This is a genomic window from Actinoplanes sp. NPDC048967 (assembly GCF_040649415.1).
GTDB lineage: Bacteria > Actinomycetota > Actinomycetes > Mycobacteriales > Micromonosporaceae > Actinoplanes.
This window is the reverse complement of record NZ_JBEZFL010000011.1, coordinates 16,503-39,440: the sequence shown is the minus strand read 5'-3', so window position 1 is coordinate 39,440 and position 22,938 is coordinate 16,503. Positions and strand designations below refer to the sequence as shown.

Genomic DNA, 22,938 nt, shown 5'->3' with positions numbered 1-22,938 from the left:
GTCAGACATGAGTGAGCGACCGCACATGACATTGTCCGGGATCGTGCTCGATGCCCCGGACGCACAGGAACTCGCCGCGTTCTATCAGCGGCTGCTCGGCTGGAGCGTCGTCCAGGACGAGCCCGGCTGGGTCAAGCTGGGCGCGCCCAACGGCGGGCCGGGGCTGTCCTTCCAGACCGAGTCGGCGTACGTGCGCCCGGTCTGGCCGGCCGGCCCCGGCGATCAGCAGATGAGCGTGCACCTCGACATCGAGGTGGAGGACCTGGAAGCCGCCTCCGCCCACGCCGAGAAGGCCGGGGCGACCAGGGCGGACTTCCAGCCGCAGGACGACGTCCGGGTCTACCTCGACCCGGACGGCCATCCCTTCTGCCTGTTCCTCTAGCTGGTCCGGTCCGCTGACTGGTCCGGCTTGGCGTCGGTGTCCGGCACGCCGAGCTCGTTGAGGAACGTGCGGGCCCACTCGGCGACATCGTGGGTCCGCAGGTGCCGCTGCATGACCCGCATCCGGCGTTTGAGCTCGGCCGGCTCCGCGCCGACCGCGCGCAGGAGCGCGTCCTTGACCCCGTCGGGGTCGTGCGGGTTGCACAGGAACGCCTGGCGCAGCTCGGTCGCGGCCCCGGCGAACTCGCTGAGCACCAGCGCGCCGCCGCCGTTGGCCCGGCAGGCGACGTACTCCTTGGCGACCAGGTTCATGCCGTCGCGCAGCGGCGTCACCATCATGACGTCGGCCGCGACATAGAGCGCCGCCAGCTCCTGCTTGCTGTACGACTGGTGCAGGTAGTGCACCGCCGGCATGCCGACCCGGCCGAACTCGCCGTTGATCCGGCCGACCTCGCGCTCCACCTTGACCCGCAGCGTCTGGTAGTGCTCGACGCGCTCCCGGCTCGGCGTGGCGACCTGCACCATGACCGCCTCCGGCACCTTGAGCTTGCCGTCGGCCAGCAGCTCGCGGAACGCCTTGAGGCGCAGCTCGATGCCCTTGGTGTAGTCGAGCCGGTCGACGCCGAGGATCACCGTCTCGGGGTCACCGAGCTCGGCGCGGATCTGCTTGGCCCGGGCCTGCACGGCCGGGTCCGCCGCCATCTGTTCCATGTCCGCTGTGTCGATGCTGATCGGGAACGCGCCGGCCTTGACCTTGCGCCCGTCGACCTGGATCGACTGCCCCTCGTAGCGCAGGCCCAGCAGGTGCCGGGCCAGCCGGACGAAGTTCTGCGCCGCGAGCCGCTGCTGGAAGCCGACCAGGTCGGCGCCGAGCAGCCCGCGCAGGATCTCGGCCCGGAACGGCATCTGCATGAACAGCTCGATGGGCGGGAACGGGATGTGCAGGAAGAAGCCGATCCGCAGGTCGGGACGCATCTCGCGGAGCATCGCGGGGACCAGCTGGAGCTGGTAGTCCTGCACCCAGACGGTCGCGCCCTGCTCGGCGACGTCCGCCGCGGCCTGCGCGAACCGCTGGTTGACGAGCCTGTACGCCTCGCGCCAGCGCCGTTTGTAGACCGGTGTCTCGACGGCGTCGTGGTAGAGCGGCCAGATGGTCGCGTTCGACTGGCCCTCGTAGTAGCGCTCGAGCTCCTCGGCGCTCAGCGGCACCGGATGGATCTTGATGCCTTCGAGCTCGAACGGCTCGGGCGCCTCCCCGTCCCCGCCGGCCCAGCCGATCCAGGTGCCCTGTTGCTGGGTGAGCACCGGATGCAGGGCGGTGACGAGTCCGCCGGGGCTCGGGCGCCATTGCCGCTCGCCGTCGACCATGACTTCGTCGACGGGCAGGCGGTTGGCGACGACAACAAAGGAACTTCGTTCGGCCACGCTGAGTGCACCTCCGGGTCGTGCTGGGTTCCCAGCCCTGAGCCTACTGTGCGTAGCTGCTCGGGGCTGGCCCCGCTATGGTCCGGCCGCGCGGCACCGCCTCTGGCGGGAAGGTGCCATTCTGGGCCGGTGAGCCAGTCCGTTGATCTTCCCCCGCCGCGCCGGCCGCTGTTCTTTCCTGTGGTCATTGCCACCGTGCTGCTGAGCATCATCGGGATGTCGGCGGGCCTGGTTCTCGGATCCCGCCACGAGACGCCGCGGCAGACGGGCGAGCAGACGGATGGTCAGGCGCCCTATGTACCCACTGAGCCGGCTCTTTCACCTGGCAACTGCCCGCCCGAGATGCACGCCACCGCCCGCCGGGTCCTCGGTGAGGACGTGCGGCTGACCAAGGTCCTGCAGGTCCGCACGCTGGACACCGGCACCACGGTGTGGATCTGCCGGGACGACACGGACCGGCTGTTCTACCAGGCCAACCGCGGCGGGGCCGAGGGTAAGTGGATCGAGGGGGAGACCGCTCTGTTCCTGGAGAACGTGGAGCCCCGGGGCGACGGCTATTTCGCCAGGGCGGCGGACGGCAACACCTTCGACGTGAACTCGGAGCGGCTGGAGGTCGTCCGCAAGGGGGAGAAGAAGACGTACAAGGTCACGACGGACTGAGCTGAGCGGGGAATCCGGGCGGCGTGGTCGGGGTTGTTGTAGGTGGCCGGTGGCGACCTGGAAAGATTGGTCTTTCGTTCCGGCAACCGGAAATCACGATCTCGGAGGTAGGCCGCACCGTGGCCCAGTTCATCTACGTCCTGGAAAAGGCGCGCAAGGCGCACGGCGACAAAGTCGTGCTCGACGATGTGACGCTCAACTTCCTGCCCGGCGTCAAGATCGGTGTGGTCGGCCCCAACGGCGCCGGTAAGTCCAGCCTGTTGAAGATCATGGCCGGGGTCGACACCGTGAGCAACGGCGAGGCGCGGCTCATGCCGGGCTACTCCGTCGGCATGCTCGCCCAGGAGCCCCCGCTCAACGAGGCCAAGACCGTCCTCGGCAACATCGAGGAGGCGGTCGCGGAGACCAAGGCCAAGCTCGAGCGGTTCAACAAGATCGCCGAGCAGATGGCCACCGACTACACCGACGAGCTGATGGAGGAGATGGGCAAGCTCCAGGAGGAGCTCGACCACTCCAACGCGTGGGACGTCGACTCCCAGCTCGAGCTGGCCATGGACGCCCTGCGGTGCCCACCGCCGGACGCCGACGTCACCCAGCTCTCCGGTGGTGAGCGCCGCCGCGTCGCGCTGTGCAAGCTGCTGCTCGAGGCGCCCGACCTGCTGCTGCTCGACGAGCCCACCAACCACCTGGACGCCGAGAGCGTGCACTGGCTGGAGCAGCACCTCGCCAAGTACGCCGGCACCGTCATCGCCATCACGCACGACCGGTACTTCCTGGACAACGTCGCGACCTGGATCCTCGAGCTGGACCGCGGTCGCGCGTTCCCGTACGAGGGCAACTACTCGACGTACCTCGACAAGAAGGCCGCCCGCCTCAAGCTGCAGGGCCGCAAGGACCAGAAGCTGCAGAAGCGCCTCGAGAACGAGCTCGAGTGGGTGCGCTCCAACGCCAAGGCCCGCCAGACCAAGTCCAAGGCCCGCCTCGACCGCTACGAGGAGATGGCCAACGAGGCCGAGAAGACCCGCAAGCTCGACTTCGAGGAGATCCAGATCCCGCCGGGCCCGCGCCTGGGCAACACGGTGATCGAGACGAAGGACCTGGTCAAGGGCTTCGACGACCGGGTGCTCATCGATCACCTGTCGTTCTCGCTGCCGCGCAACGGCATCGTCGGCATCATCGGCCCGAACGGCGTCGGCAAGACCACGCTGTTCAAGACCATCGTCGGGCTCGAGCAGCCGGACGAGGGCACGGTCCGGGTCGGCGAGACCGTCAAGCTGTCGTACGTGGACCAGAGCCGTTCCGGCCTCGACGGGTCCAAGACGGTGTGGGAGGTCGTGTCCGACGGGCTGGACCACATGATGGTCGGCAAGGTCGAGATGCCGTCCCGGGCCTACGTCGCCGCGTTCGGTTTCAAGGGGCCGGACCAGCAGAAGCCGGTCAAGGTCCTGTCCGGTGGTGAGCGCAACCGGCTCAACCTGGCGATGACCCTGAAGATCGGCGGCAACGTGCTGCTGCTCGACGAGCCGACCAACGACCTGGACGTGGAGACGCTGTCCAGCCTGGAGAACGCGCTGCTGGAGTTCCCGGGCTGCGCCGTGGTCATCTCCCACGACCGGATGTTCCTGGACCGGATCACCACCCACATGCTGGCGTGGGAGGGCACCGACGAGGACCCGGACAAGTGGTTCTGGTTCGAGGGCAACTACGACGCGTACGAGAAGAACAAGATCGACCGTCTCGGCGCCGACGCCGCCCGCCCGCACCGGGTGACGTACCGCAAGCTCACCCGTGACTGATCGTTTTGTCTACGACGCGGCCGTGCGCTGGTCCGACATGGACGCGTACGGCCACGTCAACAACGCGCGCTTCCTCACCCTGTACGAGGAGGCGCGCGTTGCCATGTTCTTCGTCGGCGCCCGGGCCAAGGGCCTGACGTCGTTCGAGGACGGGATCGTCATCTCCCGGCACGAGGTCGACTATCTGCGCCCGGTCGACTACGGCGAGGCGGTCCGGATCGAGCTGTGGGTCTCCGAGCTGCGGGCGGCCAGCTTCACCGTGAGCTACGAGTTGTTCGACGAGGACGTGCTGGCCAGCCGGGCGAAGTCGGTCTGTGTGCCGTTCAACCTGGCCGAGCAGTTCCCGCGCCGGCTGACCGACGCCGAGCGGGATTTCCTCACGCCGTACCTGGAGAATTGAGGATGGCCGCCCACGGCATCGCCGGCGTCGCGGACGCGGGGGCTTTCCTGGCCCGGCTGACCCGGCTGGACCGTAACGTGCTGGTCCGGGTGCGGTCGGCGGGGGAGCACACCGCACTGTGGGCGGTGCTGCCCTGGGGTGTGCTGGTCACCCGCCTCGTGGCCGGGCCGGGCCCGGGTGATGCCACGGTGCCGGCGGCCGGGCTGCTCGCGGCGCTGGCCACGCAGAGCCCTGAGCTGCCGACGCGGCGGGACGCCGACTGGCGCTGGCCGTTGCCGCCGGCCCGATCGACAGCGGTCGAAGCGGTGGCGGCGGCCGAGCTGAGCCGGCTGGCCGAGGCGGCGGCCGGCACGTTGCGTGCGGTGACCGCGGGTGGTCTGGCGGGTCGCGCGGTCGGGCAGCGCGCCGTGCGCGATGCCTTGCTCGATCATGTCGCGCTCGTCGTCACGCGCCCCGACGGGGAGCCGGTGGAGGTCTCCCAGCGACTCGTCCAGGCGGTGACGCGGATGGGCTTTCTCGGTCCCACCGACAAGCAGACCTCGGCCGCGCGAGTATGCGTGGCGGGACGCTGGGTGGGACTTTCTGCACCATATGGAGTCGCGTGGCTACAGCCGGTCCAAGTATTGACCGTCATGCCTATAGGGGGTCACCCGAAAGGGTGATGCTGCATCGGTCGTCCGGTCGCGCCCTCCCTTTGAGGGGATGACCTCCGCGACCTGTACGGGTACCGTCGCCCCGAGGTCCACCGCTACGTCCGGCGGCGGGCCTGCTGGGGAGTGAGGTGCACAACGATGCCGTGGTGGTCATGGCGTCCCGGGTCGGCCGGAGGCGATGAGCCCGAGACCGGCGGCGAGGTGGCGTTGCAGAGCAGCGTCCGCGTCGGAGTGCCGACGCAGCGTGAGCCGGGACACTCTTCGATGTCCTCCGCTGATCTTTCCTCGATCGACGAGCCGGAGCAGGTCGCTCCGGTCGATCTGGCCCGGATCGGCAAGGCCCTCGATCTGCTCGATATCCGGTTCCTGGCCGACGGCGGTGGCAGCCTGCTGGCCATGTGGGAACGGCACGCCGTGCTGTTCACGCTCGAGGGCCCCGACGACGAGATCCTGGTCATGCGAGCCCGTCCGCACGCGACCGTCCCGCCGGACTGGGCCGACCGCGCGTACCGCGTGGTCAACGAGTGGAACCACACCCGCCGCTTCTGCAAGGCCTACGTCGGCGATCCCACCGAACGCGGACAGCTGCCGATCTACGCCGAGCTGCAGGTGCCGCTCGCCTCGGGTGCCCACGACCCGTTGCTGGTGGAGATGCTCGACTGCGGCGCGGCCGTCGCGACCTCGTTCGTCGACTGGCTGCACGACGAGGGCGCACTGCTCTGACGGGGGCACTGCTCTGACGGAGGAAACAAAAAGGGCCCCGGATCACGGGGCCCTTTTCCGTGTCCGGGCTCAGCCGGGCGGGAACATACCGATCCGGCCGTGGAACTCGCGGCCCAGCTTGTCGGTGTCCGAGCCGACGATCAGACCCTCGGGCACGACCTGGAACGCCCGCACGCCGACCCCGCGGTCCCGGCTCGGGTTCCAGCCCAGCGCCTTACCGGTGGACGGGTTGAGCGCGCCGATGCCGACCCGCGGGACGGCGCCCGGGCCGGGGCCCTTGGCGTCGCTGCCGTACGGGTTGTCCAGGTATCGCTGGTGGCCGCCGACGTACACGGCGCTGCCGGTCACCGCGACCGCGTAGAGCGAGTCGCCGCCGGTGCGCTGGACCCAGGTCGGGTTGTGCCGGCCGCCGCCGGTGGCCTCGAAGCGGGCCGCCGAGTCGCACAGCTTGGTCGGCGAGGAGGCCCGGCCGGTCGCCGCGACGACGAGGTACCTGCCGTCGGGGGAGAACTTCACCTGCCGCAGGTACGTGTCGAAGCCCTGCAGGCACGGCGGCGCGTACGCGTCGGTGTACCAGCTGGTCAGCACGGCTGCGGAGCCGGAGACGTCGAACATGGCGATCTGGTTGCGGGCGGCCGTGCCGGACTTGAGCAGCGCGCCGACCGCGATCAGCCGGGTGCCGTCGGGGGAGATGTCGAAGTGCTCGACCCGGGTCCGGCTCAGGCCGGGGGCGGACAGTTTGGCGTCGAAGCCGGGGTCGACCGCGCCGGTGCCCGCGTCCATCCGGGCCAGCCCGACCCGGGTGACGCCGTTGATCGCCGAGAAGGTGCCGCCGGCGTAGAGCTTGCTGCCCCGGGCGCTCAGGGCGCGGACGTCACCCCAGTTGATCTTCGCGCCGAAGGCGGTGATCCGGGCGCCGGTGCTGACCGCGACCCGGGCGACCCCCCGCTGGGCGGCACCGTTGACGGTCTTGAAGCCGCCGCCCAGGTAGACGGTGTTGCTCGCCCCCGCGGCCAGGGAGTAGACCGCGGCGTCGACGGCGGGGGCGAACGAGCGCACCGCACCGTCCTTCAGCCCGTACGCGAAGATGTTCTTCCGGGCGTAGGTGGTTTTCCGCGCGCTGTCCTGGACCTTGGTGAAGCTGCCGCCGACGACGACCGTGTCGCCGACCACCGCCAGCGCCCACACCGTGCCGTCCAGGACGTGCGGCGTGAAGTCGACCGGATTGGCCGAGACCACCGCCGGTTGGGCCATGTCAGCCGCAGCGGGCGTCGCGCCCAGCAGAGCGGCGCAGGTCAGCGCGGTGGCAGCGAACAAACGGCGGCGCATCGGTCAGCTCCAGGGATCGGGACCGCGACGTCGGTGAAGTGACGATCGCGTCGTTCACCCGATCAACGAGCGGGTTGACCTCCGGGATGCGCGTCCATCTTGTTGACCATGAAGTACGCGGCGCGCTCCAGATAGTCCCAGAGAGCGCTGTGGTGCGGCTCCGGCAGGCCCAGCGAGTCGACCGCGGCGCGCATGTGCAGCAGCCAGGCGTCCCGCTCGGCCGGACCGACCGTGAACGGCGCGTGCCGCATCCGCAGCCGCGGGTGTCCACGCTGCGCCGAGTACGTGTTCGGGCCGCCCCAGTACTGCATCAGGAACAGCGTCAGCCGTTCCGCCGCCGGACCCAGATCCTCCTCGGGATACATCGGGCGCAGCAGGGGATCCTGCGCGACCCCCTCGTAGAAGGCGTCGACGAGCCGGCGGAAGGTCGGCTCGCCGCCGACGGCCTCGAAGAAGCTGACTTCCGGTTCCTCGGTGGATGCGTTCACCGATCCAGTTTGCCAGCCGCGCGGTGCCTGGCCGGGCCGGGTGTGACGCGCGTTGCGTCGGACGGTCCGGCCGGGACCGGGACGTCGACGACCCCGTAGGTCGGCCGCCGGACCACGAGCACCACCATCAGGGCCAGGCCACCGAGACTCCACAGGCCGACGACCAGCGGGATCGAGGAGAACTGGGCCAGCGCACCGGTCGCCACCACCGCGAAGAACTGGGTGAACTGCACCCCGCCCTGCATGACCGCGTACGCCCGGGCGCGGTAGCCGTGCGGGAGGGCCAGGACGAACTCGCCGTTCAGGGTGGGCATGAGACCGCCCTGGGCGACGCCGGAGATCGCCGCCAGCACGGCCACCGTGGTGGCGTTGGGTGCGAACGCGGTCAGCGCCAGGGCCAGCGGAGTCAGCACGGCAAGGGGTTTGACCAGGCGGATGCGGTCGGGCTGACTGACCAGCCGGCCGACCACCAGCCCGCCGATCACAAAACCGACCGGTCCGGCCGCCATGATCAGGCCCTGGTCGAAGCCCCGGGCAGCCGGATCCTTGTCGAACACCGCGGCCCAGCCGGCGGCCAGACCCTCGGGCAGGATCGTGAGGGTGGTCAGCCCGAACACCATGAGGGCGATCGAGCGCAGCAACGGCGTACCGAAGACCAGCCGGAAGCCCTCGCCGGTCTCCCGCATCAGGTGCCGGCGGTGGTCCGGGCCGGCGGCGGCCGGCCGCGGATGCACCCAGAGCGCGATGATCGTGGCCGAGATGATGAAGGACACCGCGTCCAGCGCGATGCCGAGCCGGGCGTTGATGCTGGTCGCGATGAAGGCGCCGACCAGATAGCCGAACACCTGCGCGGCCTGCGAGGTGGAGGCGTTGACGGCGAGCCCGCTGACGAGCCGGCGGCGGTCCAGGATCAGCGGCAGCAGCGCCGAGCGGGCCGCCTGCGTCGGCGGTGCCCCCAGCATGGCCACGAAGAGCAGGATGAGGATCGCATAGACCGGCATGCCGGGCAGGGCGATGAGCGCGATCGGCACGGCCCGGGTCAGGTCGGCGACGATCATGACCCGGCGGTACGGATAGCGCTCCGCGAGCGCCGCCAGCACCGGCCCGCCCACGATCCACGGCAGATAGCTGATCGCGAAGGACGCCGCGGACAGCAGTACCGAATCGGACTGCTGGTAGACCAGCACGGTGATGGCGGCCCGGGCCAGATAGTCACCGAGCCAGTTGACGACGAGCGAGAAATAGACCGCTCGGTATTCGCGGACCGCGAAGAGGTCTCGGAAGGTGACGGGACCATCCGGCTCCGCAGCGTCCCCGGCCCGGTGGGCCGGCTGCGCAGCGCGTCGGTCGTCCGACACCTGGACCCTCCATCGATCGCGACGACCGGCGGGATCACCACCGGTCGGACACGTCCGGGGGAAAATCGGGGTGCTCAGATCCCGCGCGAACGTGCCGCTGCAAGTGCAGATGCTCTTTGCACGATTCTGCCCGATCGTCCGAGTCCTGGCTAGGGCATCCGGGGCGAACATCGGCCGTTCGGCCGAGGCCGGACCTCCCCCATCATGCCGTATGCGCAGGTCAGGTCGCACCACCCGGGGTACCGGAAGTGTCACCCGGCCCGCTGGAAAACGTCGGGGGAACCGCCGAGCGGGGCAGCATCCGCGACACGGCGATCCGTTCGGAGATGCCGGAGGTCTCCAGCGCCTCGGTCAGCCGGCGCCGCAACTCGCGCTGCACGATCGGCTGACCGTCCGCCGTGGTCTTGGCGATCGTGCGGATCACCGCACCGTCGACGGTCAGCTGCTCGACCCCGATCACGTCCGGCGGCTCCAGGAACTCGGTCGCGTGCTCCGGCTCCTCGGCCAGGCCCAGCGCGGCCCGGCGCAGCACGGTGATGGCCTCCTCGGAGTGGACGAAGCCGATGGGGATGTCGATGACCACCATCGCCCAGCCCTGGCTCTTGTTGCCGACCCGGATGATCTCGCCGTTGCGGATGTACCAGAGCACCCCACGCATGTCCCGCACGGTGGTCACCCGCAGCCCGACGGTCTCCACCACCCCGACCGCGTCGCCCAGGTCCACCGAGTCGCCGACGCCGTACTGGTCCTCCAGGAGCATGAACAAGCCCGCGATCAGATCCTTGACCAGGCTCTGCGCGCCGAAGCCCAGGGCCACACCGACGATGCCGGCGCTGGCCAGCAGCGGGCCCAGGTTGAAGCCGAGCTCGCCCATGACCAGCAGTACGGCCATGGTGAAGACCACGGCGGTGACGAAGCTGCGCAGCACCGAGCCGATCGCCTCGGCCCGCTGCCGGCGGCGTTCGGGGATGAACGTGTTCTCCGCGGCTTCCTGCTGCTTGTCGGCCCGCTCCCGCAGCGGCTTGAGCAACGCCGGCATGGCGGCCCGCGAGGTGGTGGCGGTCAGCCGGCGGATGCCGCGGTGCAGAAGCCACCGGATGAGCATCGCGACGAGGATGATCGCGAGGATCCGCAGCGGCTTGAGGATGAACACGTAACTGCTGTTGGCCAGCCACTGGATGTCGGTCTTGTCCAGCACCCAGGTGCAGAGCGCGTCGGCCTTGCAGCTCTCCGAGACGTCCGGCGTCCCGTTGAAGATCGGTTCGGCGGAGCCGGAGGGGGCGGGGATGGGGGCCAGCGGAATCACGGGGCCTTAACCTACCGGGCCGGACACCTCGCCGGGGAATCGGACATCTTCCGCGGAGACCTCAGACGTTTACGGCCCGGCCACAGATTGTGCTCGCCAATTCGTCATTCATCAGGGACTATTGGGCCACGAGCACCGGTAGATCCGGCGCTCGCGTCATGACGATCAGCACACGGGAGCGGTTGCTAGCACCTACACCGAAGGGTGATCGCGATGCCTGACATACGACCCACAGTGGGCTCCTCCGCGTTGGTGTTGAACGCTACCTACGAGCCGCTGTGCGTCGTATCGGTGCGTCGGGCGACCATCCTGGTGTTGACGTCGAAGGCTGAGTGCGTCTCCGACGGCGACGGCATTCTGCACAGTGCACACCACACTCTCCCGGTGCCGTCGGTGGTCCGGCTGACCAGGTACGTGAAGGTTCCGTACCGCACCCACGTCGGACTGTCCCGGCGGGCGATCTTCGCCCGGGACGGCGGCCGCTGCGCCTACTGCCGCGGCTCGGCCGAGACCATCGACCACGTGTTCCCGCGCAGCCGTGGCGGGCTGCACGCCTGGGAGAACGTGGTCGCCGCCTGCGCCAAGTGCAACCACAGCAAGGGCGACAAGACCCCGGCGGAGCTGGGCTGGCGTCTGCACTCGCCCCCGGCCGCCCCGCGCGGGGTCGCCTGGCGCGTGCTGGGCCACCGCACCCCCGATCCCCGCTGGGCGGACTGGCTCGACCTGCCCAAGCCGCTCGAGGCCGAAGCCGCGTAGCGGGCTACGGGTCCTCGGCATTCACCAGGCTGGCGAAGACCACCACGTTGTCGCTGTAGCCCTGCTTGCCGCCCAGCCACTTGCCGCCGCAGGTCAGCAGCCGCAGCGACGGCCGGCTGTAGTCGCCGTAGACCCGTTTGACCGGCAGTTTCTCCTTGCCGAAGTGCTCGACCGAGTTGATCTGGAAGATCGCCACCGAGTCGTCCTCGCGCAGCACCTCGATCTTCTGCCCGGCCTTGAGCTTGCCCAGGTTGAAGAAGACCGAGGGCCCCGACCGGGTGTCCGCGTGGCCGACGATCAACGCGGGGCCGAACTGCCCCGGGGTCGGCCCCTGATCGAACCAGCCCGCCTCGTTGTGCCGTTGTAGTGGCGGCACGTCCACCGATCCGTCCTTGGCCCGGCCGACGTTGAGGATCGGCGCCTCGACCTTGATCGAGGGGATGGTGAGGCGCCTGGGCGGGCTCGGGTCCAGGACCGGGAACGCCCGGGGTGGTGGCTTGTCCGGGCCGCGGAACAGCTCGCTGAGGTCGAAGCCAGTCGCCGCGCCGAGGCCGGCGCCGACGGTGAAGAGGCCGACGAAGACCAGGATCGCGGCCATCAAGCCGAGCGGCATCGGCCGGCGTGCGGTCAGGCCGGCCGGTCTGCGGCTGAGCGGGGTCGGCCGGGCGGGCGGTATCGGCCGCGTGGCGGCCACAGGCCGGGCTGTGGACCGGGCGGTGACCGGCAGCGGCGGGGCGGTGACCGGGGCCGTCCGCGGCCGGGCGGGAAATATCGGTCGGGCGGCAGGCCCGGGCTGAGGTAAGGGCCGCGCGCCGGCCGCGGGACGGGGCGAAGGCCTGCGGGTCACTGCCCCTGCCGGCGCGGGCTGGAGAGAAGGCTGGCCGGCCGGTGCCTCGGCCGGGGCGGGGCTGGGCTGGTGCTGGGCTCGGGCCACTATCTCGGCCGGGCGGCGGCGCAGCACCGACTCGGGCATCCGGGGCCCAGGAGGAGGCGCCGACCCGGAGATCGCCCGGCGGGTCATTCGCCGCCCCTCAGCCGAACCGGCGGCGGCGCGCCGCCACCACGCTCAGCGCGACACCCGCGGCCAGCGCCGCCAGTCCGCCACCGATCAGGAACGGCGCCGACCCGCCACCCGCGGTGCCGCCACCGCCCGTCGCCGGTCCGCGGGCCGGCTCGACCCGGAGCACCACGTGCATCGTGCTCTTGGCGGTCTTGCCGTCGGGGCACTCCAGGGTGACGGCGTAGTCGCCGGCGTCGGTCGTGGCCGGCACCCGGGCGGTCGCCGTCAGGAAGCCGTACCGGGGGGAGACGATGACCGCGCCGGTCGGATCCGTGGTGACCGTGGCCGCTTTGAGGTTGTCGTCACAGCTCGCCCGGATGCCGACCTCGTCACCGGCCCGGACCGTGCTCGGGTTGGTCTCCACGAAGACACCGGCCGCTTGCGCGGGGATGTCGTCGATCAGCACCATCGGCAGGGCCAGAGCCAGCGCCGCCAGCGCGGCCGGGACGCTTGTGCGCATGACCTCCCCCTCCTGCCGTCCGGGGCACGAACTTCACGGACGGCTCATGGGGGTGATTTTCGCACCTCCGGGCCGTTTTCGCGTGGCTGCGGAGATCCCGCTTATGAGTGTTGACACCCGACGCTCCGCGACGACCCGCACTCCGCTACCGTGATTGACGTTCGGATCACTGGGAACACAGTGAATTGGCCCGGTTCCTTATGACGCCTGGGGGCGTTGAGGTTGTCGATATTCAGCACGCTTCTCATCTACGCGATCATCCCGTTGGGTGTCATCGTGGTTGTCGCGGCGCTCGTCGCCGCCGGTTCCAGCCGGAGCCGGCCCGCGCGCCGCTACCGTCCCGGCCGGCCGTACGACTTCAAGCCGATCTGGTTCCTCGCGTCGCCGGCGCAGGTGAGCCCGGCGTTCGGCGGCAAGACCTCGTCCGCTCCGGAGCTGCCCGCCGGTGTCCTCGAGGACGCCAAGGGCATGCAGGTCCGGCCCGGCACCACAGGAGGCGCAAGTGACCGTTGGTGAGCAGCAGGCCATCGTCAGCGGGCCCGCCGACCAGCCGCTGACCGCGCTGGACAAGCCCGGTGGCCCCACCCTGAGCGAGGAGCCCGAGCTGTCGACGTCCGACGCGGGCGTCGACGCGCTGGACGGGCCGTTCACGACCCGGCAGCTGCTGCGCCTGGACGAGGCGCTGCGGGTCGCCGACCAGCAGACCGGCCTGACCTTCAGCGTCTACATCGGCGACCTCGAGGAGCCGACCCGGGAGTATGCCGAGCAGCTGCACCGTCAGCTCGACGGCGCGGCCCGGGCCGTCCTGGTCGCCATCTCGCCGAACCAGCGGGTCCTGGAAATCGTCACTGGCAGCGACGCCCGCAAGCGCATCTCCGACCGCGACGCCAAGCTGGCGGCGCTGTCGATGGCGGCGTCGTTCGCCGGCGGTGACCTCGCCGGGGGCGTGCTCGCCGGGCTGGACCAGCTGGCGTCACACGCCGGCCGGCACTAGAGCCAAGCGGACGGGGCGACCCGGACCGGGAACGGGGCGTCGACCTGCACCAGGTCGTCGCCCCGAATCGTCTGCCGGGGCAGGTAACCGTCGGGTCCCAGGGCGTAGGTGTGCAGCACCGGCGCCGGGTCCGGCTCGATCCGCCAGTAGGCGGCGATGCCCGCGTCGGCGTAGAGGGTGGGCTTGAGCAGCCGGTCGTAGCGGCGGCTGGTGTCGGTCTCGACCTCGATCACGCAGGCGACGTCGGCCGGGTCGGCCCAGATCGCCCCGGACGACTGCGGCTTCAGCACGGTCACGTCCGGGATCAGGTTGCTGGCACCGGCCTCGATGCCGAGCCGGGCGCAGATCCACCAGCCACTCGGGGCGGCGCCGCGCAACGTGGTCAGCACGGCCCGGACGACGGCCTCGTGCGGGCCGTCCAGCGGTGGGGTGACGTGCAGGCTGCCGTCGACGATCTCGTAGCGGTGGCCGTCCTGCGGGAACAGGTGCAGGTCCGGTTCCGTCCAGCGGCCGTCCGGGGCGGTCCATCTCGGCAGTGAGTTCGTACCGATCGCCACCGGACCACCTCCAACGCCGTGGAGTGCCAGCGTACTCACGCTGAGTTGTTTCCGCCGGGTTTCGGGCGCCGTAAGTTTCGCGGGTCGTGCGGATTCAGTCCCGCACGACCCGCGCAAACTCATCAACCGGCGGCGGCGTCCTTCGCCCGGGCCTTCAGCGCCCGCAGCACACCGTCACGGCCCTCGGCCACCAGCCGGCGCAGCGAGGGGGAATGCCCGTCACCGGCCAGCCAGGCGTCGGTCAGCGCGACCGTCTCCTCGCTGACCTGGTACGCCGGGTAGGCCAGCATCGCGAACTCCTGCGCGGGCTCACTGTCGGATCGCGCCCACACGTCGTCGACCACCTCGAAGAACTTCGGCGCGTACGGCGCGGTCAGCTCCACCTGCCAGGACGTCTGGAAACCCTGCAGCAGTGACCGGCTGAGCCAGTTCGGCAGCTTGTCGTCGCCGGTCAGCTGCGCCCACACCCGCGCCTTGTTCTCCGGCGTCGGCAGCAGCGCCCGGGCCAGCGCCGCCTCCCGCTCACCGCTGGCCGTCCGGTCCGCGGCCAGTTCCTCGGCGATCTCCTCCTCGGTCGCCGCGCCCCGGGCCGCCAGCGCCTCCAGCAGCGACCAGCGCAGCTCGGTGTCGATGGTCAGCCCCTCGGGCACGCCGGCACCGGACAGCCAGCCGCGGAGCACCACGAGGTCGTCCTCGCCGCGGCCGGCGTTGATGAAGGCCCGCGCCCAGGCGAGCTGGAAGCCGCTGCCCGGCTCGGCCGCCGCCAGCGCCGCCCGGGCGGTGTCGGCGAGCAGCGCCCAGCCGGTCGGCGCCCACGCCGGGTCCGCGTACATGGTCAGCGTCGTGGCCGCCTGCCGCAGAGTCGCGGTGGTCAGGTTGATGTCGCGTTCCTTGGGCAGGCCGGTGCCGACCAGGGCCAGGTAGTCGCGGGCGGCCAGCTCGGCGTCGCGCAGCATGTCCCAGGCCGCGGCCCAGCACAGCGCCCGCGGCAGGGACGACTCGAAACCGTCGATGTGCTGCACGACCGCGGCCATCGAGCGCTCGTCCAGGCGCAGCTTCGCGTACGTCAGGTCGTCGTCGTTGAGCAGCAGCACGTCCGCGGCCGGCACGCCGGCCAGCGCGGGGATCTCGGTCTCCTCGCCGCTCACGTCGATCTCGAGCAGGTCGCGGCGCACCAGCCGGTCGCCCTGCACGTCATAGAGGCCGACGCCGATGCGGTGGGTGCGCAGCGTGGGATAGGCGGCGGGCGCCTCCTGCTTGACCACGACCTTGGAGTACGCGCCATCGCCGCCGATGGTCAGCACCGGGCGCAGCGTGTTGACCTGGGCGGTCTCCAGCCACTGGGCGGCGAACTTGCGCAGCTCCCGGCCGGACGCCGTCTCCAGCTCGGTGAGCAGGTCGTCGAAGGTGGCGTTGCCCCAGGCGTGCCGCTGGAAGTACGCCCGCAGCCCGGCCAGGAACGAGTCCAGCCCGACGTACGCGACGAGCTGCTTGATGACGCTCGCGCCCTTGGCGTACGTGATGCCGTCGAAGTTGACCTCGACGGCCTCCAGGTCCGGCATCTCGCAGTAGACCGGGTGGGTCGAGGAGAGCTGGTCCTGCCGGTAGCCCCAGGCCTTGCGGACGGACAGGAACGTCGACCACGCGTCGGTGAAGCGGGTCGCCGAGGTGTTGCACCAGTGGCTGGCCCACTCGGCGAACGACTCGTTCAGCCACAGGTCGTTCCACCAGCGCATGGTGACCAGGTCGCCGAACCACATGTGGGCCAGCTCGTGCAGGATCGTGTTGGCGCGCTGCTCGTACTCGTAGTCGGTGACCTGCGAGCGGAAGATGTAGTGCGCCTCGGCGTGGGTGACGCAGCCGAAGTTCTCCATCGCGCCGGCGTTGAAATCGGGCACCCAGAGCTGGTCGTACTTGGGCAGCGGATACCGCACGCCGAACTGCTCGTGGAAGAAGTCGAAGCCCTGCTTGGTGATCAGGAACAGGTCGTCCGGGTCGAGATACTGCGCCATCGAGGCCCGGCAGAAGATGCCCAGCTCGATGCCGTCGTGACTGTCGCGCACCTCGTGGTACGGCCCGGCGCAGAGCGCGGTGATGTACGTGCTCATCCGCGGCGACGCGCTGAAATGCACAGTCTTGGCGCCACCGGCGGCCTCGGCCGTGGAGTCCACGGGCATGTTGGACACGACTTTCCAGTGCCCCGGAACCGTGGCGTGCCAGGTGAAGCTGCTCTTCAGGTCGGGCTGGTCGAAGGCGGCGTAGACCCGCTGGGCGTCCGCCGTCTCGAACTGGCTGTACAGGTAGATCTCCTGGTCGACCGGGTCCTCGCTGCGCTGCAGGCCCTGCCCGCTCGCCGAGTACGCGAAGTCGGCGTCGACGACCAGGGTGTTGTCCGCCGCCAGGCCGGTCAGGGCCAGGCCCCGCTCGGCCGACCAGCCGGACAGGTCCACCGGGGTGCCGTTGAGCACCGCGGACCGGACACTCGCCGCCGCCACCTCGATGAACGTCTCGGCGCCGGGCTCGGCGCAGCGGAACGTGACCTCGGTGGTCGACCGGAACGTACCGGTCCCGGGCCCGCCCTGGCCGTCGGTCAGATCCAAGGCGATGTCGTACCCGGTCACCTCGAGCAGGCGGGCCCGCTCGGCGGCCTCGACCTGGGTCAGGTTACGAACTCCGGCCACGTTCACTCTCCTCCATGCTGGTCCAGGCTTCGTCGCCTCGACCTAGAGCTTTCCACGTCACCCTATGCGCTTGACCGGTGGCGCATGTCACCGCCGGGTGCGGGCGGAAAGGGGCAGGATCAGAGGTATGACTGAACGCTCCGCGGTCGACATGTGGTTCGACCCGATCTGTCCGTGGGCCTGGATGACCTCGCGCTGGCTGCTCGAGGTGGAGAAGGTCCGGCCGGTCGACATCACGTTCAACGTCATGAGTCTCTCGGTGCTCAACGCGGGCCGCGACCTGCCCGAGCAGTACCAGGACCTCATGACCAAGGGATGGGGCCCGGTCCGGGTCTGCATCGCCGCCGCCGAGGCCGCCGGCCCGCAGGTCCTGCGCGACCTGTACACGGCCCTCGGCACCCGTATCCACCTGCAGAAGTACGAGCTGGACGAGAAGCTCTACACCGAGGCGCTGACCGAGGTGGGCCTCGACCCGGCGCTGGCCGACGCGGCCGGCAGCGACGCCTGGGACGACGCGCTGACGGCCAGCCACAACGCCGGTATGAAGCCGGTCGGCACGGACGTCGGCACGCCGGTCATCCACGCGCCGGGCCCGGTCGAGGGGGAGAAGGTCGCCTTCTTCGGTCCGGTGGTCACGCCGGCGCCGAAGGGCGAAGCAGCGGGCAAGCTCTGGGACGGCGTCCTGCTCGTCGCGGGCACGCCGGGCTTCTACGAGCTCAAGCGCAGCCGCGACCAGGACCCCATCTTCGAATAGTTCTTGGGGCCAGTTCGCCACCTGAGCCTCCGGCAGGTCGTTGGATGTAGTGAGAACCACATCTGACCGGAGGCTCTGATGGCCGAGTCCGACAGCGTTGCCACTTCCACGATCGCTGTGCATCGTGGCGTGTGGGACAGCTTCTGCCCCAATCTGCCGGCGGATGTCGCCGCGATGGTGGCGCCGCCCGTCACTGTCACCGCCTTCCCGGTGGCCGAGGCGGGCCCGCCCGTCGCGGCGGTCCGCAAGGCGAAGCAGGCCAAGATGCGCGGCAACATGCCGTCGGTGCCCGCGTACGACCGGGCCCGCCGCTCGAAGTGAGCGTGGGAACACACCGGGGTGTGCGCACGACTGTCACAGCCGGTCGGTAGGTTCGCGGCATGACGGTCGTGCACCCGATCAGCCGGGCCTGGATCACCACTGGCGGCACCGGCGCGCAGAACTACGACGAGTTCGCCGACGATGCCGAGATCACCGGGATCATCGCCGCGAACCCGCACAGCGCGCTCGCCATCGAGATGCCCCACCGGGCACCTGAGTCCCTGGGCAAGTCGTTCCTCGACTGCCTCGGCGACGCCGCCCAGCGGCTCGCGCGGGACAAGGCCGAGGGCAGTTACACGCCCGCCGAGCAGGTGGTGGTCCTCTACCGGATCACCGCCGTCGGCGAGCCCACGGCGTACGGCCTCTGGGCGCTGGTCGACACCGACCAGATCTCCACCAGCGCCGACGAGCCCGGCCTGGTCATCCGCAACGAGGACGTGTTCATCGCCAAGGTGCGCGAGCGCGTCGCCCTGGCCGACGCCCTGCAGACCCTGCTCTCCCCGGTGCTGCTGCTGCAGACCGGCAAGGGCGAGGAGCTGCACGCCGCGCTGGCCGCGGCGAGCGACGCGGCCGGTGCGCCGGCCGCGACCGACACCGACCAGAGCGGCCGCACGCACGCCATCTGGGTGATTCCCGCCGGTCCGCTGCAGGACGAGCTGACCGCACTGGCCGGCGGCGGCGAGCTGGTCGTCGCGGACGGCAACCACCGCAGCCTGGCCGCGCAGACCGGCGGGCTGCCCCGCTTCCTGGCGGTCGTCACCACCCCGGCCTCGGTCGCGATCCAGCCCTACAACCGGCTGATCGCCGAGCTCCCGGACACCGACTTCGTGGCCCGCCTGACCGCGGCCGGTGCCCGGGTCGAGGAGCTGCCGCGCCCCGCGACGGTGCCCACCAAGGGCACGATCGAGCTGTACGCGGCCGGCCGCTCGTACTCGGTCGTCCTGCCCCCGGCGCCGGACTCCTCCCCGGTGGAGAACCTGGACCACGCCCTGGTGGAGCGGATCCTGCTCGGTGACGTGCTGGGGCTCGACCCGGGCGACAAGCGGGTCTCGTACATCGGTGGTGACTACCCGGCCGAGTGGCTGCGCGGTGAGGTCGACGCCGGCCGGGCCGAGCTGGCCGTGCTGGTCGCCCCGGTCACCGTCGAGGACTTCGTGGCGGTCAACCTGGCCCGGCAGAAGCTGCCCCGCAAGAGCACCTGGTTCACCCCCAAGGCCCGCGGCGGCCTGGTCCTGGCCCAGCTCGACTGATGCTGCACCCCCAAGTGGAGGCGTCGCTCGCGATTCGCAGGCGCCCCAGCGCCGAGGTGCTCGCCGCCGACCCGTACGAGCAGCTGCTGTTCGCCCGCCGGGCGATGGAGGAGTCCAACGAGGCCGAGTGCGGCCCGGCCATCCCGCTGCCCGTCGTGGTCGACGTGGACGCCGACGGCGTGCCCGGCCGGCTGTACGCGGCCCGCACCAACGCGCCCGTCTTCGTCTACGTGCACGGCGGCGGCTGGTGCTACGGCAGCGTCGAGACGGTGGACCGGCTCTGCCGGCGCATCGCGGACCGCTCGGGCTGCGCGGTCCTGTCGGTGGACTACCGCCTGGCCCCGGAGCACGTCTTCCCGGCCGCTCTGGAGGACGTCGAGACGGTGCTGGGCTGGGTCCGCAAGGAGGGCACGGGTCTCGGTGTCGACCCGTCCCGGCTGGCCATCGGCGGGGACAGCTCGGGCGGTCAGCTCGCCACGGTCGCCGCCCGGCGTCAGCGCGACGCCGCCACGCCGCTCGACTACCAGGTGCTGATCTACCCCGCGATCGACCCGATGACCGCCTCGGAGTCGTACGACGAGGTCGGTGGGCACGGCCTCGACCGGGCGTCGATGCGGCTGGCCTGGGAGGCGTTCGTGCCGGAGCCGGCGCAGCGATTCAGCCCGGACGTGGCGCCGCTGGCGGTGGCCGACCTGGCCGGCATGCCGCCGACCCTGCTGCTCACGGCGGAGTACGACGTCCTGCGCGACGAGGGCGCCGATTACGCGGATGCGCTGCTCAGCGCGGGGGTGCCGGTGGTCCACGTCCGGTACGCGGGCGTCAACCACGGCTTCGTCCGCAAGCTGGCCCTCTTCGACGCGGCGCGGGCCGCGGCGGACCAGATCGCCGTGAGCCTGCGGGCCGCGCTGACGTTCTGATCGCGGTTTGACAGACTGCGGTCATGCGCGTCTACCTGGGTTCCGATCACGCCGGCTACGAGCTGAAGATGCACCTGGTCAATCACCTCGGCAAGCAGGGCTACGACGTCGTCGACGTCGGACCGCACGTCTATGACCCCGAGGACGACTACCCGGCCTTCTGCCTGGCCACCGGGGCCAAGGTGGTGGCCGACGAGGGCAGCCTGGGCATCGTCATCGGCGGCTCCGGCAACGGCGAGCAGATCGCGGCGAACAAGATCGCCGGCGTCCGCTCGGCGCTGGCCTGGAAGGTCGAGATCGCCCAGCTCGCCCGCCAGCACAACGACTCCAACGTGCTGAGCATCGGCGGCCGCGAGCACACCCTCGACGAGGCCACGGCCATGGCCGAGGCGTTCCTGACGACCCCGTTCTCGGGCAACGAGCGGCACGCCCGCCGCATCGCCCAGCTCGCCGAATACGAGCGCACCCGCGAACTCCCGCCCCTGCCGGCAAGCTGACGGCCGCGGGGCCGGTCCTCGGACGGCTCCCGCCGCTCCGCACAACGGCCGTCCCCGCGCGCACCGACGGCGCCGCACGATGGTCGTTCGGCCGCGGCGAGCTGGCGGCGGGCTAGCGGTAGGTCCTCGCGCGGCATCCCGTTGCGCCGCGCGGTGGTCGTTCGGCCGCGGCGGGCTAGCGGTTGCGGGGCAGGTCCTCGCGCGGCATCCAGTTGCGCCGCACGATGACCAGCTCCGCCTCGGCCTCGGCGAGCTGCTCGGCCGTAGGTCGGGCGGCATCCCGGGCCCGCAGCGCCGCGCCCACGCTGACCTGCGACGACCCGGAGCCGACCAGGCCACGGAGCCCCCGCTCGGACTGGTCGTCCCCGCCGGCGCCCGCACCGGACGTCGGCCGGGCGACGGGCCGCGCGGGACGCCCGGGTGGCAGCCCGGTCCGGCCCGGTCGAGCCCCCGGCCGAGGACCCACCTCGGCGACATCCACCGGCGCCGCTTCAGGGTCGGCCACCGCGGAAGTCTCAGCCACCGGCTGCCCGCTCACGGACCGGCCAGTCACCGGCCGACCGGCGACAGACCCGGCGGCCCCAACCTGCGCAGCGACAGCCCGGACGGCGGAAGCCTGGGCGCCGGAAGACTGGGCACCAGAAGACTGGGCGCCGGAAGACTGAGCGCCCCCCGAGCGGGCGGCCCCGGCCGCGGGCGTTGAAGCAGGCCGGGCGGCGCCAGGCTGGGCGCCACCCGACTGGGCAGCGGCCCGCTCGGCGGTAGCAGACGGCCCACCGGTCACGGCCGGCCGCGCCGCACCGGAGGACGGCTCGGCCGGCGTGGCGGGCGGGGTCGCGGCCGACGAGGAGGGACGCAAGCGACGGCGTCGACGTTCGGGTTCTTCGCCCATGCCGCCGAACCTACCGTCGCCCGCCCCATTCAGAACACCTCGACGGGATTGGGCATCCGATGCCAGCCGAACGCGATGGAGGCCCGCCGTAGGCTCCCCGGCGTCAGCTCCCGGACCGTCCCCGCGGCACCCAGGGCAGCGAGTGACGTAGCTCCCAGATAGGCCGAGCCCAGCTCCAGCACCGTGCACGCCAGGTCGGCCGGTTCATTCGTCGCCGTACAGGTTGCGCGACCGTCTTGGCCCGCCGTGAGTCGCCAGCGCCCGGTGTTCTGCTCCAGCAGCGGGTCCGTGACGTCCAGCACGAGGTCGACCGGGGCCGCGTACGTCCGCGCGGCCAGGGCTTTCGGCAGGTCGGTGATGCGGATCCAGAGGCCGTCGGCCAGCGTGGTGCCGAGCCGGCGGGGCTCGTCGACCAGGTACTGCAGCGGTTCGTCCACGGCCGCGAAGCTGACCGTCACCGAACGGGCGAGGTCGATGGTGAGCAGGAAGTTCCACAGGGCGGCGTACGCGGCCGGATCGTCGGCCACCACCTCGCTCACCTGCACGTCACTGTTCGGTCCGTGCCGTTCCCAGCGGCCTTTGGTGCGCCACAGCGCGTATCCCGTCGGGCCGTGCGGGGTCTCGTGCACCACACCGCGCAAACTGGTCGCGCCCTCGCGCTGGGACTCGATGTCGCTCAGCACGTAACGCCACCAGCGGTCGTCGCGGCTGGACCAGCCGGTGCGCTCCGGGCGTACCCGTTCGTAGACCTTGGCCAGCTCGGCGACAACGTCCTTCGGGTCGACCAGGCGCAGCCGGTCGGCCGAGCCCGGTGCGAGCCCGGCCGGCGGCCGTAGCTCCCGCATCATGATCTGCATCTGCAGGCGCTGCGCCGCCGGTCCGTACCCGAAGCGTGGATAGATCCTGGTCTCGCTGGCCCAGAGGACCGCGATCGGCTCGCGGCCCGCGGCCGCGATCTCCCGCAGCTGGCGGTGCATCATCCGGGTGAGCAGCCCGCGGCGTTTGTGGGTCGGCGCGACGCCGACCAGCGTGACGTGGGCGGCCGGCAGGATCGTGCCGGGCACGGTCAACTCCCGGGTGTACGCGCCCGCGTGCCCGACGATGGTGCCGCCGTCCTCGGCGACCAGCGTCCGCTCGGGCTCGACGACCGATCCTTCGACGTCACGGGCCTCCGGGGTGGCCTGCTCGTGGAAGGCGAAACTCAGCAGTTCGGAGACGGCCGGCCAGTCGTCGGCGTCGCCCGTCCTGATGGTGATCCCGGAGTCGTCCATGCTGATTGT

Annotated in this window: 25 protein-coding genes; 14 read left to right on the top strand and 11 right to left on the bottom strand. The window is 71.0% G+C overall.

The genetic code is table 11. The annotated features are described in order from the left end of the window. The first annotated feature begins 7 nt into the window (after positions 1 to 7). The gene (locus tag AB0C12_RS36530) at positions 8 to 382 is read left to right on the top strand and encodes a VOC family protein (RefSeq protein WP_360554906.1); all 375 of its coding nucleotides are present in this window, start codon (positions 8 to 10) and stop codon (positions 380 to 382) included. Here the strand turns inward: AB0C12_RS36530 and AB0C12_RS36525 are convergent. Beyond that, positions 379 to 1,806, bottom strand: coding sequence for a trehalose-6-phosphate synthase (locus AB0C12_RS36525; protein ID WP_360554905.1), 1,428 nt, complete (start codon positions 1,804 to 1,806; stop codon positions 379 to 381). The two genes, AB0C12_RS36530 and AB0C12_RS36525, sit on opposite strands and share 4 nt — an antisense overlap. Positions 1,807 to 1,935: 129 nt before the next feature. On the opposite strand from AB0C12_RS36525, the gene AB0C12_RS36520 reads away from it, so the two are divergent. From AB0C12_RS36520 to AB0C12_RS36500, 5 genes are all read left to right on the top strand, one after another. Continuing rightward, entirely contained in the window at positions 1,936 to 2,466 is a 531-nt protein-coding gene (locus tag AB0C12_RS36520; protein ID WP_360554903.1) for a hypothetical protein, read from the top strand. Between the two features lie 119 nt (positions 2,467 to 2,585). Beyond that, on the top strand, positions 2,586 to 4,262 hold the full coding sequence (ettA, locus tag AB0C12_RS36515; protein ID WP_360554902.1) for an energy-dependent translational throttle protein EttA: 1,677 nt from the start codon (positions 2,586 to 2,588) through the stop codon (positions 4,260 to 4,262). Continuing rightward, positions 4,255 to 4,662: a thioesterase family protein gene (locus tag AB0C12_RS36510; RefSeq protein ID WP_360554901.1), complete on the top strand. Its 408-nt coding sequence runs from the start codon at positions 4,255 to 4,257 to the stop codon at positions 4,660 to 4,662. Before ettA ends, AB0C12_RS36510 begins: the two co-directional genes overlap by 8 nt. Positions 4,663 to 4,664: 2 nt before the next feature. Next, positions 4,665 to 5,324: a hypothetical protein gene (locus AB0C12_RS36505; RefSeq protein WP_360554900.1), complete on the top strand. Its 660-nt coding sequence runs from the start codon at positions 4,665 to 4,667 to the stop codon at positions 5,322 to 5,324. Positions 5,325 to 5,453: 129 nt separating this feature from the next. Continuing rightward, positions 5,454 to 6,038 (top strand): YbjN domain-containing protein, encoded by a 585-nt coding sequence (locus AB0C12_RS36500; protein WP_360554898.1) that lies wholly within the window; start codon positions 5,454 to 5,456, stop codon positions 6,036 to 6,038. A gap of 69 nt (positions 6,039 to 6,107) precedes the next feature. Here the strand turns inward: AB0C12_RS36500 and AB0C12_RS36495 are convergent, their stop codons facing one another. The 4 genes from AB0C12_RS36495 to AB0C12_RS36480 form a co-directional block, all read right to left on the bottom strand. After that, the gene (locus AB0C12_RS36495) at positions 6,108 to 7,367 is read right to left on the bottom strand and encodes a delta-60 repeat domain-containing protein (protein ID WP_360554897.1); all 1,260 of its coding nucleotides are present in this window, start codon (positions 7,365 to 7,367) and stop codon (positions 6,108 to 6,110) included. A 62-nt stretch (positions 7,368 to 7,429) separates the two neighbouring features. Further along, positions 7,430 to 7,855, bottom strand: a complete 426-nt coding sequence (locus AB0C12_RS36490) for a globin (protein ID WP_360554895.1) — start codon at positions 7,853 to 7,855, stop codon at positions 7,430 to 7,432. After that, entirely contained in the window at positions 7,852 to 9,213 is a 1,362-nt protein-coding gene (locus tag AB0C12_RS36485; protein ID WP_360554894.1) for an MFS transporter, read from the bottom strand. The genes AB0C12_RS36490 and AB0C12_RS36485 overlap by 4 nt, the downstream gene beginning before the upstream one ends. A gap of 220 nt (positions 9,214 to 9,433) precedes the next feature. Then, positions 9,434 to 10,519 carry a mechanosensitive ion channel family protein gene (locus tag AB0C12_RS36480; protein WP_360554892.1) on the bottom strand — a complete coding sequence of 362 codons (1,086 nt, stop codon included), beginning with the start codon at positions 10,517 to 10,519 and terminating at the stop codon, positions 9,434 to 9,436. 213 nt (positions 10,520 to 10,732) lie between these two features. Here AB0C12_RS36480 and AB0C12_RS36475 point away from each other — a divergent pair, with 213 nt between their 5' ends. Continuing rightward, positions 10,733 to 11,275: an HNH endonuclease gene (locus AB0C12_RS36475; RefSeq protein ID WP_212989795.1), complete on the top strand. Its 543-nt coding sequence runs from the start codon at positions 10,733 to 10,735 to the stop codon at positions 11,273 to 11,275. Between the two features lie 4 nt (positions 11,276 to 11,279). On the opposite strand, the gene AB0C12_RS36470 is transcribed toward AB0C12_RS36475, so the two are convergent. Both AB0C12_RS36470 and AB0C12_RS36465 read right to left on the bottom strand, forming a co-directional pair. Continuing rightward, positions 11,280 to 11,873, bottom strand: coding sequence for a class F sortase (locus tag AB0C12_RS36470; RefSeq protein ID WP_360554890.1), 594 nt, complete (start codon positions 11,871 to 11,873; stop codon positions 11,280 to 11,282). A gap of 433 nt (positions 11,874 to 12,306) precedes the next feature. Continuing rightward, positions 12,307 to 12,795, bottom strand: a complete 489-nt coding sequence (locus AB0C12_RS36465) for a hypothetical protein (protein ID WP_360554889.1) — start codon at positions 12,793 to 12,795, stop codon at positions 12,307 to 12,309. Positions 12,796 to 13,011: 216 nt separating this feature from the next. Here AB0C12_RS36465 and AB0C12_RS36460 point away from each other — a divergent pair, with 216 nt between their 5' ends. Both AB0C12_RS36460 and AB0C12_RS36455 read left to right on the top strand, forming a co-directional pair. Then, complete coding sequence (locus tag AB0C12_RS36460; RefSeq protein WP_360554887.1) at positions 13,012 to 13,311, top strand: hypothetical protein; 300 nt, start codon at positions 13,012 to 13,014, stop codon at positions 13,309 to 13,311. Next, the gene (locus AB0C12_RS36455) at positions 13,298 to 13,789 is read left to right on the top strand and encodes a DUF5130 family protein (protein ID WP_360554885.1); all 492 of its coding nucleotides are present in this window, start codon (positions 13,298 to 13,300) and stop codon (positions 13,787 to 13,789) included. Before AB0C12_RS36460 ends, AB0C12_RS36455 begins: the two co-directional genes overlap by 14 nt. On the opposite strand, the gene AB0C12_RS36450 is transcribed toward AB0C12_RS36455, so the two are convergent. Continuing rightward, positions 13,786 to 14,346, bottom strand: a complete 561-nt coding sequence (locus tag AB0C12_RS36450; RefSeq protein ID WP_360554883.1) for a Uma2 family endonuclease — start codon at positions 14,344 to 14,346, stop codon at positions 13,786 to 13,788. The genes AB0C12_RS36455 and AB0C12_RS36450 overlap by 4 nt on opposite strands. Positions 14,347 to 14,468: 122 nt before the next feature. Next, positions 14,469 to 17,027: an aminopeptidase N gene (gene pepN / locus AB0C12_RS36445; RefSeq protein ID WP_360554882.1), complete on the bottom strand. Its 2,559-nt coding sequence runs from the start codon at positions 17,025 to 17,027 to the stop codon at positions 14,469 to 14,471. A 127-nt stretch (positions 17,028 to 17,154) separates the two neighbouring features. On the opposite strand from pepN, the gene AB0C12_RS36440 reads away from it, so the two are divergent. From AB0C12_RS36440 to AB0C12_RS36420, 5 genes are all read left to right on the top strand, one after another. Next, a complete protein-coding gene (locus tag AB0C12_RS36440) occupies positions 17,155 to 17,781 on the top strand; it encodes a DsbA family protein (protein ID WP_360554880.1) in 627 nt (208 codons plus the stop codon). A gap of 78 nt (positions 17,782 to 17,859) precedes the next feature. After that, positions 17,860 to 18,102 (top strand): hypothetical protein, encoded by a 243-nt coding sequence (locus AB0C12_RS36435; RefSeq protein ID WP_360554878.1) that lies wholly within the window; start codon positions 17,860 to 17,862, stop codon positions 18,100 to 18,102. Positions 18,103 to 18,161: 59 nt separating this feature from the next. Next, on the top strand, positions 18,162 to 19,352 hold the full coding sequence (locus tag AB0C12_RS36430; RefSeq protein ID WP_360554876.1) for a DUF1015 family protein: 1,191 nt from the start codon (positions 18,162 to 18,164) through the stop codon (positions 19,350 to 19,352). Further along, positions 19,352 to 20,269 (top strand): alpha/beta hydrolase, encoded by a 918-nt coding sequence (locus AB0C12_RS36425; RefSeq protein WP_360554874.1) that lies wholly within the window; start codon positions 19,352 to 19,354, stop codon positions 20,267 to 20,269. The genes AB0C12_RS36430 and AB0C12_RS36425 overlap by 1 nt, the downstream gene beginning before the upstream one ends. 23 nt (positions 20,270 to 20,292) lie before the next feature. Continuing rightward, the gene (locus tag AB0C12_RS36420) at positions 20,293 to 20,766 is read left to right on the top strand and encodes a ribose-5-phosphate isomerase (RefSeq protein WP_212989805.1); all 474 of its coding nucleotides are present in this window, start codon (positions 20,293 to 20,295) and stop codon (positions 20,764 to 20,766) included. Between the two features lie 175 nt (positions 20,767 to 20,941). On the opposite strand, the gene AB0C12_RS36415 is transcribed toward AB0C12_RS36420, so the two are convergent. Together AB0C12_RS36415 and AB0C12_RS36410 are read right to left on the bottom strand one after the other, a co-directional pair. Beyond that, positions 20,942 to 21,271, bottom strand: coding sequence for a hypothetical protein (locus AB0C12_RS36415; protein ID WP_360554872.1), 330 nt, complete (start codon positions 21,269 to 21,271; stop codon positions 20,942 to 20,944). A 416-nt stretch (positions 21,272 to 21,687) separates the two neighbouring features. Next, the gene (locus tag AB0C12_RS36410; protein WP_360554870.1) at positions 21,688 to 22,929 is read right to left on the bottom strand and encodes a GNAT family N-acetyltransferase; all 1,242 of its coding nucleotides are present in this window, start codon (positions 22,927 to 22,929) and stop codon (positions 21,688 to 21,690) included. Between the last annotated feature and the right edge of the window lie 9 nt (positions 22,930 to 22,938).